General features: G+C 64.1%; 19 protein-coding genes and 1 tRNA gene. 3 read left to right on the top strand and 17 right to left on the bottom strand.

All coding sequences use genetic code 11. The features are described 5' to 3' along the window. Positions 1–31 precede the first annotated feature (31 nt). Entirely contained in the window at positions 32–541 is a 510-nt protein-coding gene (locus IGS68_RS08540; RefSeq protein WP_201078941.1) for a nuclear transport factor 2 family protein, read from the top strand. Positions 542–588: 47 nt separating this feature from the next. Here IGS68_RS08540 and IGS68_RS08535 read toward each other — a convergent pair whose 3' ends face one another. The 9 genes from IGS68_RS08535 to IGS68_RS08495 all read right to left on the bottom strand — a co-directional run bounded on the left by IGS68_RS08535 (position 589) and on the right by IGS68_RS08495 (position 8172). Beyond that, the gene (locus tag IGS68_RS08535; protein ID WP_201078939.1) at positions 589–924 is read right to left on the bottom strand and encodes a type II toxin-antitoxin system PemK/MazF family toxin; all 336 of its coding nucleotides are present in this window, start codon (positions 922–924) and stop codon (positions 589–591) included. Next, positions 924–1160, bottom strand: a complete 237-nt coding sequence (locus IGS68_RS08530) for an AbrB/MazE/SpoVT family DNA-binding domain-containing protein (protein WP_201078937.1) — start codon at positions 1158–1160, stop codon at positions 924–926. Before IGS68_RS08530 ends, IGS68_RS08535 begins: the two co-directional genes overlap by 1 nt. A 158-nt stretch (positions 1161–1318) precedes the next feature. Then, a complete protein-coding gene (gene tnpC / locus IGS68_RS08525) occupies positions 1319–2551 on the bottom strand; it encodes an IS66 family transposase (RefSeq protein WP_247881239.1) in 1233 nt (410 codons plus the stop codon). Positions 2552–2564: 13 nt separating this feature from the next. Beyond that, complete coding sequence (locus IGS68_RS08520; RefSeq protein ID WP_201070890.1) at positions 2565–4169, bottom strand: ISL3 family transposase; 1605 nt, start codon at positions 4167–4169, stop codon at positions 2565–2567. A gap of 112 nt (positions 4170–4281) precedes the next feature. Continuing rightward, on the bottom strand, positions 4282–4716 hold the full coding sequence (locus tag IGS68_RS08515; protein WP_201078933.1) for a transposase: 435 nt from the start codon (positions 4714–4716) through the stop codon (positions 4282–4284). A 57-nt stretch (positions 4717–4773) separates the two neighbouring features. Next, positions 4774–5127, bottom strand: coding sequence for an IS66 family insertion sequence element accessory protein TnpB (gene tnpB, locus IGS68_RS08510; protein ID WP_201078931.1), 354 nt, complete (start codon positions 5125–5127; stop codon positions 4774–4776). After that, a complete protein-coding gene (gene tnpA, locus IGS68_RS08505) occupies positions 5124–5513 on the bottom strand; it encodes an IS66-like element accessory protein TnpA (RefSeq protein WP_201078928.1) in 390 nt (129 codons plus the stop codon). Before tnpA ends, tnpB begins: the two co-directional genes overlap by 4 nt. Positions 5514–6043: 530 nt before the next feature. Next, the gene (locus IGS68_RS08500) at positions 6044–7498 is read right to left on the bottom strand and encodes a class I SAM-dependent DNA methyltransferase (protein ID WP_201078926.1); all 1455 of its coding nucleotides are present in this window, start codon (positions 7496–7498) and stop codon (positions 6044–6046) included. After that, on the bottom strand, positions 7495–8172 hold the full coding sequence (locus IGS68_RS08495; protein WP_201078924.1) for an HNH endonuclease family protein: 678 nt from the start codon (positions 8170–8172) through the stop codon (positions 7495–7497). The genes IGS68_RS08500 and IGS68_RS08495 overlap by 4 nt, the downstream gene beginning before the upstream one ends. Before the next feature lie 177 nt (positions 8173–8349). On the opposite strand from IGS68_RS08495, the gene IGS68_RS08490 reads away from it, so the two are divergent. Next, the gene (locus tag IGS68_RS08490) at positions 8350–9426 is read left to right on the top strand and encodes an IS5 family transposase (protein WP_201081198.1); all 1077 of its coding nucleotides are present in this window, start codon (positions 8350–8352) and stop codon (positions 9424–9426) included. Between the two features lie 903 nt (positions 9427–10329). Here the strand turns inward: IGS68_RS08490 and IGS68_RS08485 are convergent. From IGS68_RS08485 to IGS68_RS08450, 8 genes are all read right to left on the bottom strand, one after another. Continuing rightward, positions 10330–10479, bottom strand: coding sequence for a hypothetical protein (locus IGS68_RS08485; protein ID WP_201078922.1), 150 nt, complete (start codon positions 10477–10479; stop codon positions 10330–10332). Further along, a complete protein-coding gene (locus IGS68_RS08480; RefSeq protein ID WP_201078920.1) occupies positions 10476–10754 on the bottom strand; it encodes a hypothetical protein in 279 nt (92 codons plus the stop codon). The genes IGS68_RS08485 and IGS68_RS08480 overlap by 4 nt, the downstream gene beginning before the upstream one ends. Positions 10755–10887: 133 nt before the next feature. Beyond that, on the bottom strand, positions 10888–11475 hold the full coding sequence (locus IGS68_RS08475; RefSeq protein ID WP_201078918.1) for a class I SAM-dependent methyltransferase: 588 nt from the start codon (positions 11473–11475) through the stop codon (positions 10888–10890). Further along, positions 11475–12221: an HNH endonuclease family protein gene (locus IGS68_RS08470; protein WP_201078916.1), complete on the bottom strand. Its 747-nt coding sequence runs from the start codon at positions 12219–12221 to the stop codon at positions 11475–11477. The genes IGS68_RS08475 and IGS68_RS08470 overlap by 1 nt, the downstream gene beginning before the upstream one ends. Positions 12222–12354: 133 nt before the next feature. After that, positions 12355–13107 carry an IS5 family transposase gene (locus IGS68_RS08465; protein WP_201078914.1) on the bottom strand — a complete coding sequence of 251 codons (753 nt, stop codon included), beginning with the start codon at positions 13105–13107 and terminating at the stop codon, positions 12355–12357. 409 nt (positions 13108–13516) lie between these two features. Further along, positions 13517–13592: transfer RNA gene (locus IGS68_RS08460), tRNA-Glu, on the bottom strand. A gap of 98 nt (positions 13593–13690) precedes the next feature. Beyond that, a complete protein-coding gene (locus IGS68_RS08455) occupies positions 13691–14719 on the bottom strand; it encodes a threonine aldolase family protein (RefSeq protein WP_201078912.1) in 1029 nt (342 codons plus the stop codon). Between the two features lie 75 nt (positions 14720–14794). After that, entirely contained in the window at positions 14795–15160 is a 366-nt protein-coding gene (locus tag IGS68_RS08450; RefSeq protein ID WP_201078910.1) for a hypothetical protein, read from the bottom strand. Positions 15161–15183: 23 nt separating this feature from the next. Between IGS68_RS08450 and IGS68_RS08445 the strand changes: the two genes are divergently transcribed. Continuing rightward, on the top strand, positions 15184–16245 hold the full coding sequence (locus tag IGS68_RS08445) for an RluA family pseudouridine synthase (protein ID WP_201078908.1): 1062 nt from the start codon (positions 15184–15186) through the stop codon (positions 16243–16245). Positions 16246–16366: the final 121 nt, after the last annotated feature.

The raw sequence follows: 16366 nt of genomic DNA, 5'->3' as shown, positions 1-16366 counted from the left end.
CCGGAGCAAACAAAACAAGGAGCAAGAAGCCATGAACCCCAAGGCATATCCCACACTGGCATGGTGCGTGTCCTTCGCGATGGTCTCGGCCCTCGGGTCGAGCGCGGTGATCGCCGGCACAGGAACGGGCACGGCGGAAAACCACAACAGGCGCGTCGTGACGGAAGCCTTCGACCGCTGGGCGGCGGGCGGAACATCCTTCTTCGATGATGTGCTCGCCGAGACCGTCGTATGGAGGATCGAGGGATCCGGCCCGAGCGCCGGGGTGTTCCGGGGTCGCGAGACCTTCGTGAAGGAGGCCGTCCTGCCTTTCACTTCCCGGCTTTCCACTCCGGTGCGGCCGACGTCCTCGACCATCTGGGCCGACGGCGACCATGTGATCGCCCACTGGGAAGGCAGCGCCGTCGCCCGCGACGGCAGGGATTACAACAACCGCTACGCCTGGATCCTGCGCATGCAGGACGGGAAGGCGGTGGAGGTGACGGCCTTCCTCGACCTCGCCCCATATGACGATGTCCTGCGGCGGATTCCCGCGCCTTAGCGGTGGGATGAGGGGCGGCGGGTGGCCGCGACCGAAGGAGTTGGAAATCAGGTCAGGCCCAGCAGCGGCGCGATTCGGGCCTGTACCTCCTGGACGATCCTGTCAGGTACCTTCGCGGCGAACTCGATGCGGCGGGCGTGTCGGTCGATGCTCTTGACTTGATCGGCCAATATCGCACCGGAGATGGGCAGACCCCCGGGCAGGACCACTTCGAACGGATAACCCTTGATCGTTCCCGTGACCGGGCAGACGATAACGAAGGAGGTTCGCTGATGGTACTCCCTGGGCGACAAGACCAGTGCGGGCCGCCGCCCCGCTTGCTCATGCCCGGCGTTGGGCGTGAAGTCGATCCAAACCAAGTCGCCACGGTTTGGCGCGGCCATCAAAGCAGCTCGCGCCCCACTGGGGCATCATCAAAGCTTTCGGGCAGGTTTTCCGGGGTGATGCCGGCAATCAACTCTTCCAAGTCGTAGCGAGGTTTCGCCGGATGAAGAATCACGGTACCCGCCTCCACGACCAGTTCCACCGCTGCGCCTTCAGACAGCCCGGCCTGTTCAAGCACCTGCTTCGGCAGGCGCACCGCGAGGCTGTTACCCCAGCGAGAGACTTCGGTACGCATCTTATCCTCCGTCTGTATATACAGAGACTATACGATGATGTCATCTTATGGTCCAGCAAATCCCTCGGGGATTGTGCGCCGATTGTTGAGCGACAATTAGCTTGGCCGGTGGTGAGGCCAAGATGTAAGCGTACGCGGAACGCCCCTGCCGGTGGGCTTCAGGCGTTTGCGGGCTCCGGCGGCATGACCCAGGGAAGCAGGGCGCCGTAGTCGGTCAAAGCCTGATCGCGGCCGATGGTTTCCAGGACACGGGTAAGCCAGACACGCGGATTGTGGCCGTTGAGCTTGGCGGTTTCGATGAGCGTATAGAACGCGGCGGCCGTCTCACCGCCGGAATCGGAGCCGGCGAACAGCCAGTTCTTGCGGCCGACCGCGATGGTGCGCATCGCGCGCTCGGCGATGTTGTTGTCGATTTCCAGCCGGCCATCCTCGATGTACCGGGTCAGTTCGGTCCAGCGCGCGACCGCGTAGCGGATCGCCCCGGCCAGGGGCGACTTGCCCGAGATCTTGCGCAGCAGGCCGTCCAGAACCGTTCGCAGGTCGGCGACCAGCGGCGCGGCTTCGGCCCTGCGGACGGCGGCGCGCTGGTCCGGCGGCTTGCCGCGCACCTTGTCCTCGACCGCGTAGAGCTGGCCGATGCGGTCCAGGATGTCCTTGGCCGCCGGCCCCTTGTCGGCCTTCCAGATGTCGAACACCTTGCGCCGGACGTGCGCCCAGCAGGCAATCTCCACGACCTCGGCCGGGGTGGCGGCCGAGCCCTTGTAGAGCGCGAAGAAGCCGGCATAGCCGTCGGCCTGCAGGCTGCCGCGCCAGCCCGCCAGATGGCCCTGCGGGTGTTCGCCCTTGCGGTCGGGCGAGTAGCGGTACAGCACGGCCGGCGCCGTGGCGTCGCCGCCGGCGCGGTCGTCGCGGGCATAGACCCACAGCCGCCCGGTCCGGGTCTTGCCGGCGCCTGGCGCCAGCACCTTCACCGGCGTGTCATCCGCATGCAGCTTGGCCGCCTCGAACACATGGGAGGCGACGGCGTCGGTCAGCGGCTCCAGCAGCACCGCGGTGCGGCCGAGCCATTCGCTCAACGTCGAGCGCGGCAGCTCGATGCCCTCGCGCGCGAAGCGCTCGGCCTGCCGGTATGCGGGCAGGTGGTCGTCGTACTTGGCCAGCGCAATGTCGGCCAGCAGGCTGGGAGCCGCGTTGCTCTTGGGGATCGGCAGCGGCGGCGGGGCCGCCTGGCTGATGTCGCCGCAGCACCGGCAGGCCATCACCGGCCGCACGTAGCGGCGTACCCGCAGCCGGGCCGGCACGACCTCCAGCACCTCCGACTGTAAAGGGCGGATGAAGCTTGGTCCATCCGCATTCCCGGTGCACAAGCGGCAAGTGCATTTCCACGTCATATTTTCTCCGATGTCATGCGGCCTCCAGAACCCGATAGCGCAGCAGGTCGAAGCCGGCCCGCCCGCACATGGTACGCTTGATCGTCTTGAGTCGACTGACCTGACCTTCCACCGGGCCGCTGCTCCACGACAGCGACAACCCGGCCCGGACCGCCGCCAAGTCCCGTTTCAAGCCGCCGGCAAACCCGGTCAGCGCCGTTCCCTGCGCTGCCGCGAGCCACGGATCCAATCCGTCGGCCCGCCTCTCTCGGACCATCGCGCGAAACTCCCGCGCCAGCGCGATCACCACGGCCAAGTCCGGCGATCCGGCGAGCAGGGCCTCGACGAACTTCCCTGCGGTCTCGTCGATCTCGTTGGCATCGGCCACCACCAGCCACGCCGCGCGCCGGCCGGAGGGCGCCTTCCAGGCGGTCGTAGACGACTCCAGGTCGGCAGGCCCGGCACCGGTGCCCCGCAGCCGGCGCCGAACCCATTCCTGCACGGTCTTGGGTCGGCCCGAATAGCCCCGGTCGCGGATTTCCCGCCACAGCCGGGCGGTGTTGGTGCAGCCCTCGGCCCAGCGTTGCCGCAGGTACTCGGCATGGCGGTCGATTGTGCTCCCATAAGCCGGTTTGCTCCACGACGGAGGCCGGCCCGCCCGCAACCATGTCCGGATCGTGGCGCGGTCCAGGCCAGTGCTGCGGGAGATAGCACTCTGCGACCAGCCGCGGGCGTGCAGTGCTGCGACTTCCTCGAAACGGGCCTGCCGCGCCGCCCGCTTGTCCAGCGTGCGCTGCTGGCTGCGGGGCAGAGGCCGGGGCTCCGGCGGAGCGTTGGGAACCGGAACCGTCGTCACCGCCGTGGCTGCCTTGGTCGCAGTGCGGATGGCCCGGTGATGCCGGTCGAGAACGCCGGCCAGGGCGTCGCCGAGATTGCGCAGAAGATGCCAACGGTCAGCCACCTGGACCGCGTCCGGAGCTCCGGTCCGGGCGCCGTCGGCATAGGCACCGGCCCGGTCTCGGGCAACGATCTCCACGCCGGGGTGTGCCTTCAGCCAGGCGGCAACTGTTTCTCCGTCGCGATCGGGCAGCAGGTCGATGGGGCGGCTGCGCTCCAGATCGACGATGAGGGTGCCGTAGCGCCGGCCACGCCGCCAAGCCCAATCATCGATGCCGACGACGCGCGGGGTCGGTGCCACCGGGAGGGGAGCCGCCCGGATCAGGCGCAGCAGGGTGTCGCCGCTGACCGGCATGGCGAGGCGGTCCGCTAGGCGGGCGCCCGACTCGCCTCCGGCATGTAGGGCGATGCGGCGTTGCGCCTCGGCGAGGCGGACGGTCCGCCGAACCCTCGGCAGGGCCACCTCCGGCAGGCGCTCGGCGAAGATCCGGCGCGGGCATCTTGGGGCGGAGCAGCGAAAGCGACGGACCTGAAGCTCGAGATGGCCGATCCTCCCCTGCCAGGGGAGATCCCCAAGATGCCGGATGTAGCGGCTGTGGACGCGACGCGAGTGGCGCCGGCACAAGGGACAGGACGCCGTGGCGGCGCGAGCACGAACGGCGACGACAACACGATCAGGGCGGACGACGACCCGCTCAACCGCGAGACCGGCGGGCAGCAGGGACAGCAACGAACTGGACACGGAGAAGACGGCACTCTCGGGGGAAAAGCGTTTCCCCTCATATGGTTATCCTCACCCTCTGGCGCACTCGCCCTGCACCGGGAATGCGGATGGACCAGTATTCACCCGGCACTTACACCGACACGTCCTCGCCGATCCGGTGCAGGTCCACCTGGCAGCTTGGGCATCTGGCGTAGGGGGGCGCCAGCACCTCCTCTTCACGGGGCAGGTTCGCCGGCAGCGGCCGGCGGACCGGACGCGCCCGCTCCGCCCCGGCCTTCCCGGACCCGGGATCTTCCGCCACCGGGGCCGCCGCCGGGACCGCCGTCGCGCCCTGGCACTGCTCCAACTCCTCGATCTGCAGTTCGAGCTGGTCGGCCAGGCGCTCCGAGCTTTGCCCGAAGTGGCGCCGCCGCAGCGTGGCCAACTGCGCCTTGAGGGTCTCGATGATGTGATCGCGCGCCGTGACCGCCTGGTCCCGCTCGGCCAGCCGGACGTTCAACTCCGCGACCAGGGTCCGGAGCGCCGTCACGTCGTCTGGCAAGGGAGAGGCCGGGGTGTTCAGCATGGCGCCAGTGTAGGAGGACCGGCCGCGGACCGCCCTGAGTCATGGCGCCGCACGTCCTCACGCCGCCCGGCTCGGCGCCGGCTCGTCGGTCCGGCGCAGGGCGCGCCAGTCGATCCCCTCGAGCAGCATCGCCAGTTCCGCCGGCGACAGGCGGACCTGCACGGCGGCCGGGCTGGGCCAGACGAACCGGCCCCTCTCCAGCCGCTTGGAAAAGAGGCACAGCCCTTGCCCGTCCCAGGCCAGAACCTTCAGCAAATCCCCGCGCCGGCCCCGGAAGACGAAGAGATGGCCGGAGAACGGGTCCTTGTCCAACTGCTCCTGGACGATGGCGCTCAGCCCGTCGAAACCCTTCCTCATGTCTACCGGCCCGGCCGCCAGCCAGACCTTCATGCCCTGCGGCACCGCGATCATGACCGGCTCCTCAGGGCGGCGACCAGGGCCTGGAGCGCGCCGGCCGGGTAATCGGCTCCGACCTCCAGGCGCGTCCCGTCGGAGAAAGTGACCGATGCCCGCGCTGCCATGCCCGCGGACCGCGGCTCCGGTTCCTGCCCCGGCGGAGCATCGAGCATGACCGGGATCAACAGCGCCGTGCCGCACCCGCTGCGCCCGTCCCCGATTCCCCCGCCGTGCAGCTGCTTGCGCCAAGCGTAAAGGCAGCTCTCGGCAACGCCGTGGCGCCGCGCCACATGCGAGACGATCGCCCCAGGCGCAAATGCCTCCCCGGCCAGACGCGCTTTCTCCTCCAGGCTCCACCGCCGGCGGCGCTCCCGCCCGGTGACGATCTCGACACGCTGCATCCTTGTGAGCCTCCGTATGGACTCCAGTGGAGCCTCCGAAAGCCCGCTCTTCCCATATCATGTTTCCTGTGAACAGCCGGCTTTGCCCGGACGCTTACGCCAAGATTGCCGTGGCGGCCGAGTAGGAGAGAGAGAGAGAGAGAGAGAGAGAGAGAGAGAGAGAGAGAGAGAGAGAGAGAGAGAGAGAGAGAGAGAGGCGAACAGGAGGGGGAGGGGGAGATGAAGGAAGCCTTCAACAAGCCGATCGCTGCCTGGAGCATTCGCTTTCGCCATCGCATTGCTGATCGGGCACGGTATGGCCCTGGCGAATTAACCCGGTCGAACCGCCGTGGTGCGTGACCCGTATGCCCGATGGTGTGGGAAGGGCGGCACCGTGAGGTGTCCCCCTATCCCGATCAATTTGCGTTGTACGCCATGTCAACACGCCATATCTGGGCAGCCGGAGCGGAAACGGCCAGAGATCTGCCGAAATCAGCTCGAAAGACCCCGTCTTACCGTAAAAATCTGCAAGGATCCGGAATGCACCCCATTTACCGCAATCCTGCGGCCACATCCCTAAACGAAGTCAACGCAGCCTCGAGATGCTCAATAATCTCCTGTTGCAAGACGTCAGGTGCGGGAAGATCATCGAGGTTCTGCAGGCTGTAATCCTTAATCCAAAAGATGTCGAGACTAGCCTTGTCCCGCGCGACAAGCTCTGCATAGCTGAATTTCCTGAAGCGCTCCGTCTCGCTTCGTTCATGCCGGTTCTCAGGGTTGTAGCAGGCAATAAAGTCCTTCAGATCATCCAGCTTCAGAGTCCTAGTTTTTAGCGTGAAATGCATGTTCGTGCGCAGGTCATAGAACCACACGTTTTTCGTATGGACATGACCGTCTTTAGGCTTTGCATCGAAAAATACGACATTTGCCTTCACCCCTTGCGCATAGAAGATACCGGTAGGCAGGCGCAGGACCGTATGCACGTCACAGTTTTCTAGGAGCTTACGGCGGATTTTCTCTCCGGCTCCGCCTTCGAACAGCACGTTGTCCGGGAGCACCACGGCCGCCTTACCGTCAACCTTCAGCATGCTAACGATGTGTTGCAGAAAATTCAGCTGCTTGTTCGATGTGGTTTCCCAGAAATCCTGCCGTTCATAGGTCAAAGCATCTTTGTCTTCCTCACCCTCGCCATTGGTGAAAGTCATGCTGCTCTTTTTCCCGAAGGGCGGGTTGGCGAGCACATAATCCACCTTGCGCTTCGGTTCGGAAATCAGAGCATCGGACCGATCTACCGACGGCTCACCGTCCAGTTCCCCAATATTATGCAGGAACAAATTCATCAGGCACATGCGGCGTGTACTAGGAACGATCTCGTTGCCGTGGAATGTCTTGTCACGGAGGAATTCCTTCTGGCGCTTGTCGAGTTTGGCTCCTGAGCGAGTAAGCCAAGCATAAGCCCCAAGGAAGAACCCACCCGTGCCGCAGGCCGGGTCAGCTATGATCTTCATCGGCTTAGGACGGACGCAGGCCACCACAGCCTCGATCAGGGCTCGCGGCGTAAAATACTGGCCCGCACCGCTTTTGGTGTCTTCCGCATTCTTTTGGAGCAAGCCCTCGTATAGGTCGCCTTTCGTGTCGGCAGCAAGGCTGATCCAGCTTTCAGCATCGATCAGCTGCACAAGGCGGGATAGCTTTGCCGGATCTTGTATCTTGTTCTGCGCCTTAAAGAAAATTGCTCCAAGCATGCCCTGCTCTTGGCTCAGCTTGTGCAGCGTAGCGAGATAATGCGCCTCCAGCGGCTCACCCGTCTTGGTTCGCAGGCTGGCCCAGTCATAGCCTTCGGGGACCTGGGTATCGCGGTAATAGGGCGCTCCCGCATATTCGTGCGCCAGCTTCAGGAACAGCAGATAAGTCAGCTGTTCCAGATAATCGCCATAGCTCACTCCGTCGTCACGCAGGGTGTGGCAGAAGTTCCAGATTTTCTGGACAAGGGCGCTTGTGTTCATAGCAGTGCATCCACCCATGGTTTGTCCCGGTGTGTCCCGATGGCCGACCGGAAAAAGCTCGAATATTCATGATGCCGAGACATGTGAAGTTCTATTTGGGCGGCCACGTCAGGATGATTGCCGGCAAGACGAATAAGATCATCCAAAAGACGCCAGCATTTCTTTTTGCTCTCAGGTGAGTTGAAAGCATTGAAGCCGAGTTGCTTGATCGTATACTGAGCCCGCTCGAATTCCCATGTCCCAGCCGGCGCCGCGGGCTTTACCTCACCGTCAATACCGTGGGCTAAAAGGTGGCAATCTTCTTCGATGCAAGGGTCCAGCAATCGAGGGACTTCAGTAGCTAAGGACGCTCCTGGCACGGTGCAACGGGCACCCTCATCCTGAAGGGGAAATTCCTCCGCCTTTCCATGCACCGTGCCGCCAACATCAGTTTCAGGCCTATTGCAACGCTGGCACGAAAGCCGGAAATTCCACCATTCATAGGCGATCCAGTAATAGCCAGTGTCACCCGCCAGCTTGCTTCCATCGACGGTAATTCCAAGTTTGGGTCGAAAGTGGTCCACGTCGAGGGGCGCGCGGGTGTGCTTTGCCTCGCAGTACCAGCACTTGCCGCCGCTTACGTCTGAAAGCCACCTCTTTAGCACTTTCCAGCTGGCGTGCTTCTTGAGGTACACAGCCCGAAGTGCATGAGTGCCCTGCCCTGCCAACCCTGCGACCCTGCCGACGTAGATCCTGTTCCAACTTTCAGGCAGATGAGGAGGATGCTCTAGCAGGCTGCGGAAAAAGGGCTGTGCACGGCCTGCCGGTCGTGATTCTCTACGGTGGTGGAGACTGCGGCCGGCGAGGGGACGATGCGGGGATTGGACGAACGCAGCGAGGGTCTGTTCAGCTACCTGAGCTGTGAAGCGCGGGTTCCGGCGAGCCATCCGTTGCGGCCGATCCGGGCCATCGTGGACGAGGCGCTGGAGGTGATGTCGCCGGCCTTCGAGGGGCTGTACTCCAGGATTGGGCGACCATCGATCCCGCCGGAGAAGCTGCTGCGGGCGCTGCTGCTGCAGGCCTTCTACTCGGTGCGCTCGGAGCGTCAGCTGATGGAACAGCTCGATTACAACCTGCTGTTCCGCTGGTTCGTCGGCCTGTCGATGGACGCGCCGGTGTGGGACGTGACGGTGTTCACCAAGAACCGTGAACGGCTGCTGGCCGGCGATGTGGCGGCCAAGTTCCTGGCCACCGTGCTGGATCAGCCGCGGGTCAAAACGCTGCTGTCGGACGAGCATTTCTCGGTGGACGGCACGCTGATTGAAGCGTGGGCCTCGGTGAAGAGCTTCCGGCCCAAGGACGGCAGCGGCGAGCCGCCGGGGCCGGGACGCAACGGCGAACGCGACTTCCATGGCGAGAAGCGCTCCAACGAGACCCACGCCTCGACTACCGATCCCGAGGCGCGGCTGTACCGCAAGGGCAACGGGCAGCCGGCGAAGCTGGCCTTCATGGGCCATGCGCTGATGGAGAACCGCCACGCCCTGGTGGTGGATGTCCGGCTGACGGCGGCCACCGGCTTGGCCGAGCGCGAGGCGGCGGTGGCCATGGTCGAGGCCATTCCGGGCCGCCACCGCATCACGGTCGGGGCCGACAAGGCCTACGACACCAGGGATTTCGTGGCGAACATGCGCGAGTTGGGCGCGGCCCCGCACGTCGCCCAGAACACGAACAACCGACGCTCGGCGATCGACGGCCGGACCACCCGCCACCCCGGCTACGCCGTCAGCCTGCGTATCCGCAAGCGGATCGAAGAGGTGTTCGGCTGGATCAAGGGAGCCGGCTTGCGCAAAACGCGTCATCGCGGCACGGCCCGTGTCGGTTGGATGTTCACGCTGACCGCCGCGGCCTACAACCTGATCCGCCTGCCCAAGCTGCTGGCTGCGGCATAACCACGCCCGGAGTTCGCCTGAACGGCGGCGCCGGGAGCCCCGGATCGAGGCAAACCGCTCCATCTCGTCCAAAACGGGCGTCCTAAGCGCCCTCTTCAAGCCTCAGCGGAGGCAAGAGCGCTGCGAAGGCCCGTTTTTCCGCGTCCTGCTAGGACGTCGCCGGCGCGGAGTACCTGCTTAGCCCGAGTAGGTGCGTCGGCAGCCGGAAGCGTCTTGGCATTGACGATTCTCTTGGTTTCCCGATCGATGCTGCCGATATCTACATATATGAAATCACCGTTAGGGCCAGATTGATCGACAGCTTCATAAGCAACTTCGCCCAACGTTACCAAGAGATCGGAATTTTCACCGCTCACGGCACCAATCCCACATTCATCTCGTTCATCAGCTCATCCAGTTGCGCGCCGAATAGGCTCCACGCCTTTTGCATGCCACCCTTATCCGCCAGGATAGCATAAGAACCTGTTTATAGACGTCATGCGCTGATTTCCTTGGTTGTAAGCCGCGCCAGCTGCTGGGAGAGGATCGAGATGAAGGCGATCTCGATGAAGAGATGAGGTGCTCCTTTGTCCACTCAAAGATGGTATTCAATCGGTGGTAGCGAGCAAGCCAGGAGAAGGAGCGCCCAACCACCCACCGAATATCGTTTGGAATGAAGGTTCCGCGTCCGCCGATGGGCGTCATCGACACGCCACGCGGTCCAAATCCGCTAAGTCAATTCAGGCTGAAATCGCAAAAACTCACACGCTCTGACTGTGCGACCTTCCACTGACGGTAAGCTTTCACGGCACGATCCAGAATTTCACGCGGCGGAAGTGACATCACCTCACGGCCCTCTGCCAGCGCTTTGCGCGTCACCTCCTTGCCGTCTTTCCGCCGGGTTGCCTTGTGCAAGACGGTTTGTCAAAGGTTTTCGTACTGCTTGTTGAGCATGGCCTTCCAAAACCCGAACGCCAGCGCCGCCACCACGCGGCCAGGGGTGATGGATTTGCCCCCTTCCTGCAGGCCCGCCTTGGCCTTATCCAGCTGCTCCCGCTGGTGTTCACCGTTCATAGCGGCAACTCGTCCAAGCCGCTGAAGGGGGCATCATCCCCGTCCAGCTTCCTGACGGACGGTTCCGCTTGCGAGGGTGTCTGGATCACCTCCGTCTTCCGCCCCCGGTACGCCGCTGCCCTGACTGCGGAGTGCCCGCCGATGAGCTTGTAGGTCTCCTTGAGTTCGGCGTTCTCCTTGCCGACCCAGGTGAGAATAACCCTCTCTACCCGCTTGCCTACAAGGACCCGTTCCAGCTGCACGTGATAGCTGCTGAAGGCGTTGACCTCGCGCAAGGCAGGCTTAATCACGAACTGCTCGAGGCCATCAATCAGCGTCGACTTGTTCTCGCCGTTGGTATCGCAGGCTGCAGTAGAAGATTTGGATCCGATGAGCGGCGTCCGAAGAACCTAGCCGTACTCGTAAACCTCATGCATTGCGCTGGGCCAAACAGCTCACCCAAGCTTCCGCATCACGCCTAGGGCGCACATCCGCTGTCATCCACAACTCGATCATTGAAAGGTCGGTGACCTGGGCGACGAGGTCGGGCACAAAGGACTCATCCATGTCGATGAAAGTCCGACCGTCCACGAATCGCTCCGAGGTGCCGTGCTTGAACGAGAAATAGAGTACACCGCTCGGCACGAGCGCGTCTCGTAGGCGGCGGCAGATCTCCACCATCTGCGTTCTGGGCACGTGCAAGAGTGACGCGCTGGCCCAGATTCCGTCGAACTCCCCTTGCCAAAACACCTCGGCGAAGGTCATTTGGAGGACTTCGAGCCCTGTGTGGATCTGAGCTCTCCTGACCATCTCAGCGGACGCGTCGAACGCCACCACGTCAAAGCACATCGCGGCAAACGCCTTCGCATCCCGGCCAGATCCGCAGCCGGCGTCGAGCACGCGGCCGCCTACCGGAAGAAGCTTCGCAAAGCGGTGCTGAAGGGCAGTCATGTCTGCGGTGACCGTATCTCGGAAAAATCGGTCAGCGTTCTCGTCGTAGTACCCCACCGACGACATCAGAAAGCCGCCATCGCTTTATGCACCGGATACCAATCCGCCACCCGCAACGTCATTGCCTCCATATGAACGAGCCTTAGGAAAGATGCTCGACCGCACTTGGTCGGTCCAGTCTGCGCAATCAACGTCTCGCGAAGCGGGTGATGGCTGCCGATAAGGAACTCGTTTCGGGCATGGATGCGGTCAAGAAGCCGGGCAGATGGCACCCGGTCTGATTTACCCATCCCGCCCCTGTTGCAGCCGCGGCAAGCCAGCACGAGGTTCCAGACTCCATTGATGTTGCCGGGCAGCCAGGCGCCCAGCACATGGGGAATGAAGTGGTCGATGTCCGCCAGCTCGATCGAACCGGGCAAGATGCTGATGGAACCGAAGCAGTAGAAGCAGCGGCCCTTCTGATAGCCGTTCAACGCGCCGCGAGCTGATGTGACGGTCACACGGCGCCCCCGCAGGTCGGCACCGAAGTCAAGCCAGTCGGGATCGTAGCTGACCAGCGGCACCGCAACGCCGAGTTCCCACGCCGTTTCAACGAGACGCCATCGAGCCTCGACCTCCTCCACGAGATCACCGGCTTGGCGATCGGCAGCGAGGCGCCGGAAATCATCTGTAAGCCTGATCCCCTTGCTCTCCCGTCGTTCATCTATAAAGAACCGGACCCCGAGTTCCCCACCGATGTTGTGGAAGGCATCAATGACGTTGTTGAAGCCGAGGCGCACGGTCATGTCACGGAGCGCCTCGTCGTCAACCACGCCTTCAGTCCAGGCGACACATGCCTTGAGGAATTGGCCCTCGGACGTCGTGATCTGCTTCGGGGCATTCTGTAGGTGGTGGCAAAGGGCCTTGGCGTAGGGAAGCGCAAGTTCGTCTAGGGCCTGTTGACATTCATCGGGTTGCGAGGACTGATCCGACGAGATGGATCATCGCCGCGAAGCTCGTGTCGGTTTTGTCGTAGCGGGTGGCGATGCGGCGGAATCCCTTGATTTTGCAGAAAAAGTTCTCGACGAGATGGCGCCACTTATACATCTCGAAGTCGCAGGGTATGTCGGTGGCCCGGTTGCTCTTTGGCGGGATCACGGCCACCGCGCCACGGTCGTTCAGATCGGCGCGCAGGGCGTCGCCATCGAAAGCCTTGTCCGCCCGCAGGGCGGCGACGTCGAGATCTTTCAGAAGCGGGGCGACACCCACGCTATCGTGCCGCTGCCCCGGCAGCAGGACGAAGCGTACGAGATTGCCCAGCGCATCGACCAGAGCGACGATCTTGGTCGTCAAGCCACCGCGGGAACGCCCGATAGCCTGTTTTCTGGGTCCCCATTTTGCGCCGGTCCCGTGCTGATGCACCCGGACGATGCTTCCATCAACGATCACGTACTCGAAGTCGGCATCAGCCGATAAGGCGCCGAAGATCTTCTCGAACACGCCGCCCTTGGCCCAGCGACGAAAGCGCTGAAAGACCGAGTTCCAGTTCCCGTAACCCTCAGGAAGATCGCGCCATGGCGCTCTAACACGAGCAATCCAGAGAACCGCCTCGACAAAGCGTCGGTTGTTGGCCCCTGAGCGCCCTGGATCTCCGACCTTTCCCGGAACAAGCGGGGCGATCCGCTCCCACTGATCATCGCGCAATACGATCCGATCCATGACCACCTTCCTTTCGGGAGCCTTGAATCAGATTTCAGCAGGGGTGCGAACCCCTTATCGAACTCGAATGTCAACAGGCCCTAGTCGGATCAGGTCGCCCGGTGCGGTGCCAGCGCTGAGGAGCGCTTCACCCAGCGCGAACTTGAACGAAGCCGTGTTCCGCCCGAACAGGATGATTGCTCGCCATCGATTCTCGGTCGTAGGCTCGACGTTGAGAAAGCCATTCATGTTGGCACGCAGCCGCAAGAAGGATCGTTGAGAGAGCACGGCGGTACTGGTTCATGCCCGCTGGCGACAAGATAGCCGATTACAAACAAGCATGCACCTAGCCGAACAGTGACGGCACGACCAAATCTATGTCGTATATTTGCCGTACAAATAAGAAGTCGCAGCTAAGTGCTTGATAAGATGGCGTCCCCAAGGGGATTCGAACCCCTGTTACCGCCGTGAGAGGGCGGTGTCCTAGGCCTCTAGACGATGGGGACATCGCTGGGCGAGAGGCCGGCTGTATAGCCAACGTGCCGGCCTCCCGCAAGGGCTATTTCATCGCGCGTTCAAGTTTTCGCCATCGAGCTTTCGCCGTTCAAGATTTCGCCAGCGCCCGCGCGTCGGCGATCATGCGGTCCACGTCCTCGGCCGAGGTGTTCCAGGCCGTCACCAGCCGCACCACCGGGCCGTCCCAGCGGTAGAAACGGTAGCCCCGCTCCAGCAGGCCGGCGGTGACCGGCTCGGGCAGGCTGATGAAGATCTCGTTGGCTTCCACCGGGTCACGCAGGTCGGCGCCGGGGAGTGCCGCGAGGCCGGCGGCGAGGCGGTCGGCCATGGCGTTGGCGTGGGCCGCGAGGCGCAGCCAGAGGCCGCCTTCCAGATAGGCGTCGAGCTGGGCCGACAGGAAGCGCATCTTGCTGAACAGGTGGCCGGCGCGCTTGCGGCGGAAGGCGAAGCTTCGGGCCAGCTCCGGCTTGAAGAAGACCACGGCCTCGGCGGCCAGGGCGCCGTTCTTGGTGGCGCCGAACGACAGCACGTCCACGCCGGCGCGCCAGGTCAGGTCGGCGGGGGAGCAGCCCAGCCGCGCCACGGCGTTGGCGAAGCGGGCGCCGTCCATGTGGACCGGCAGGCCGTGGGACCGCGCCACCTCGGACAGGGCCGCGACCTCGGCGGGGGTATAGACCGTGCCGGACTCGGTCGCCTGGGTCAGCGTCACCGCCGCCGGCTGGACATGGTGGACGACGCCGGCACCCGCCTTCTCCAGGGTGGCGCGCAGGGTCGCGGGCTCGATCTTGCCGCCGGCGCCGGGCAGTCCCACCAGCTTGGCGCCGGCGGTGAACATCTCCGGGGCGCCGCATTCGTCGGTGTTGACGTGGGACATTTCGTGGCAGTAGACCGCGCCGTACGGCGGCGCCAATGCTGCCAGGGCCAGGGCGTTGGCGGCCGAGCCGGTCGCCACGGGGAAGGCCGCAACCTCGTGGTCGAACAGGGCGGACAGCTTCTCGGAGACGCGGGCGGTCAGCGGGTCCTCGCCATAGGACGGCGTCGGGCCGCTAGAGGCGGCGACGAGGGCTTCGAGGATTTCCGGCGCGGCGCCGGTCACGTTGTCACTGGTGAAGTTCACGGGACTCTGATCCGGTGTTGCGGGCAAGATCGACTGTATGCTGGAATGATACAGTATAACGGGGTGTGATGGGCATCATTGGCGCGGGGCGGTTGGCCGGGCATATTCGGGACTTGTTCCGCCGGCCGGGCCGGTCGTGACGGTCGCGGTCACGGCACCGTTCCGGGGGTCCAGGACGTAGAGGCGGTCGCCCTGCCCGCCGGGCAGGCGCACGTTGAAGACGACCCGGCTGCCGGACGGCACCACGGTTTCGATGGTGGCGCCCTCGGGCAGGCCCAGGGCGGTTTCCGCGATGCCGCCCGGCGGCGGAGGTGGCGGAGCGCCCGGCTCGGCCCGGCGTTCGGGATCGGTCATGCGGTTGTAGACCTCATAGCCGATGAAGATGAACCCCGCGGCGATGAAGAGGCCCATGATGACGAGGATGGCTTTGAGTGCCCGCACGATCGAGGTCCAGTCTGTTGAAGATGACGGCTGACGAAGAGGACGAGATGGAAGACCCGGACGGCGAAGCCGATCCGGAGGGCGAGCCGTTCAGCTTCACCGCGGCCGAGGCCGACCGGGGCGAGCGGCTGGACAAGCTTCTGGCCTGCGGGCTCGACGGCCTGTCGCGCACCCGTATCCGCTCGCTGATCGACCAGGGTCGGGTTTCGAGTCTCGGCCGGACGATAGCCGACGCGTCATTGCGGGTCAAACCCGGCCAGACCTTCGACGTCCTGGTGCCCGAGCCGGAGCCGGCGCTTCCCGTCCCCCAGGAAATCCCGCTCGCCGTCGCCTACGAGGACGACGACCTGCTGGTGATCGACAAGCCCGCCGGCATGGTGGTCCATCCGGCCGCGGGCAACGCCGACGGGACGCTGGTCAACGCCCTGCTGTGGCACTGCGGCGACCGGCTGTCCGGCATCGGCGGCGTGCGCCGGCCCGGCATCGTCCACCGGCTCGACAAGGAGACCAGCGGGCTGATGGTGGTGGCCAAGAACGACCTGGCGCATGGCGGCCTCGCCGCACAGTTCGCCGACCGGTCGCTCAGCCGCACCTACCACGCGGTCGTGGCCGGAGTCCCCTCCCCCGCCCGGGGCGAGATCACCGGCGACATCGGGCGCAGCCCGTCGGACCGCAAGAAGATGGCGGTCGTCGCCGGCGGCAAGCCCGCCCTGACACGCTACCGCGTGCTGAAGGCGTTCGGAACCTGGGCGTCGCTCGTGGAATGCACCCTGGCGACCGGGCGGACACATCAAATAAGGGTGCATATGACCCATGTTGGACATCCCTTGATCGGCGATCCGGTTTATGGTGTCCGTAAAAATGGTATCAGAGGCGCATCCAGGGGAATCGGACCCGGGGCCGCGTCCGCCAGGGCCCGCGGACTCCCGGAACCGGTCCGGGACGCGGTTGTTGCCCTGGATAGACAGGCCCTGCACGCCGTGGCGCTGCGGTTCAACCACCCGCGCGACGCCCGGCCGATGCAGTTCGAATCCGAATTACCTTTGGACATCCAAAGGTTAATAGGCAGCTTGGAATCGATTTAAAACTATACCCGAGCTGCGAAGTGGGGTATTATGGCTGCAAAGGCCGAGCCCCGGATGGGTCGGTCCCCGCGGCGGTCGGGGACCAAGGTTACTCAGGCACGAAAAACCACCGCCCGAAGAG

Origin of the sequence: Skermanella sp. TT6 (assembly GCF_016653635.2) — a bacterium.
Lineage (GTDB): Bacteria > Pseudomonadota > Alphaproteobacteria > Azospirillales > Azospirillaceae > Skermanella > Skermanella cutis.
Note: the sequence above shows the minus strand (reverse complement) of the source record. Positions and strands in the feature narration are given on the sequence as shown.

Coding starts and splice junctions, on each gene's coding strand:
- IGS68_RS08540 (WP_201078941.1), top strand. CDS start 32: ATGAACCCCAAGGCATATCCCACACTGGCATGGTGCGTGTCCTTCGCG.
- IGS68_RS08535 (WP_201078939.1), bottom strand. CDS start 924: ATGGCCGCGCCAAACCGTGGCGACTTGGTTTGGATCGACTTCACGCCC.
- IGS68_RS08530 (WP_201078937.1), bottom strand. CDS start 1,160: ATGCGTACCGAAGTCTCTCGCTGGGGTAACAGCCTCGCGGTGCGCCTG.
- tnpC (WP_247881239.1), bottom strand. CDS start 2,551: ATGACGTGGAAATGCACTTGCCGCTTGTGCACCGGGAATGCGGATGGA.
- IGS68_RS08515 (WP_201078933.1), bottom strand. CDS start 4,716: ATGCTGAACACCCCGGCCTCTCCCTTGCCAGACGACGTGACGGCGCTC.
- tnpB (WP_201078931.1), bottom strand. CDS start 5,127: ATGATCGCGGTGCCGCAGGGCATGAAGGTCTGGCTGGCGGCCGGGCCG.
- tnpA (WP_201078928.1), bottom strand. CDS start 5,513: ATGCAGCGTGTCGAGATCGTCACCGGGCGGGAGCGCCGCCGGCGGTGG.
- IGS68_RS08500 (WP_201078926.1), bottom strand. CDS start 7,498: ATGAACACAAGCGCCCTTGTCCAGAAAATCTGGAACTTCTGCCACACC.
- IGS68_RS08490 (WP_201081198.1), top strand. CDS start 8,350: ATGCGGGGATTGGACGAACGCAGCGAGGGTCTGTTCAGCTACCTGAGC.
- IGS68_RS08485 (WP_201078922.1), bottom strand. CDS start 10,479: ATGAACGGTGAACACCAGCGGGAGCAGCTGGATAAGGCCAAGGCGGGC.
- IGS68_RS08475 (WP_201078918.1), bottom strand. CDS start 11,475: ATGTCGTCGGTGGGGTACTACGACGAGAACGCTGACCGATTTTTCCGA.
- IGS68_RS08465 (WP_201078914.1), bottom strand. CDS start 13,107: ATGGATCGGATCGTATTGCGCGATGATCAGTGGGAGCGGATCGCCCCG.
- IGS68_RS08445 (WP_201078908.1), top strand. CDS start 15,184: ATGACGGCTGACGAAGAGGACGAGATGGAAGACCCGGACGGCGAAGCC.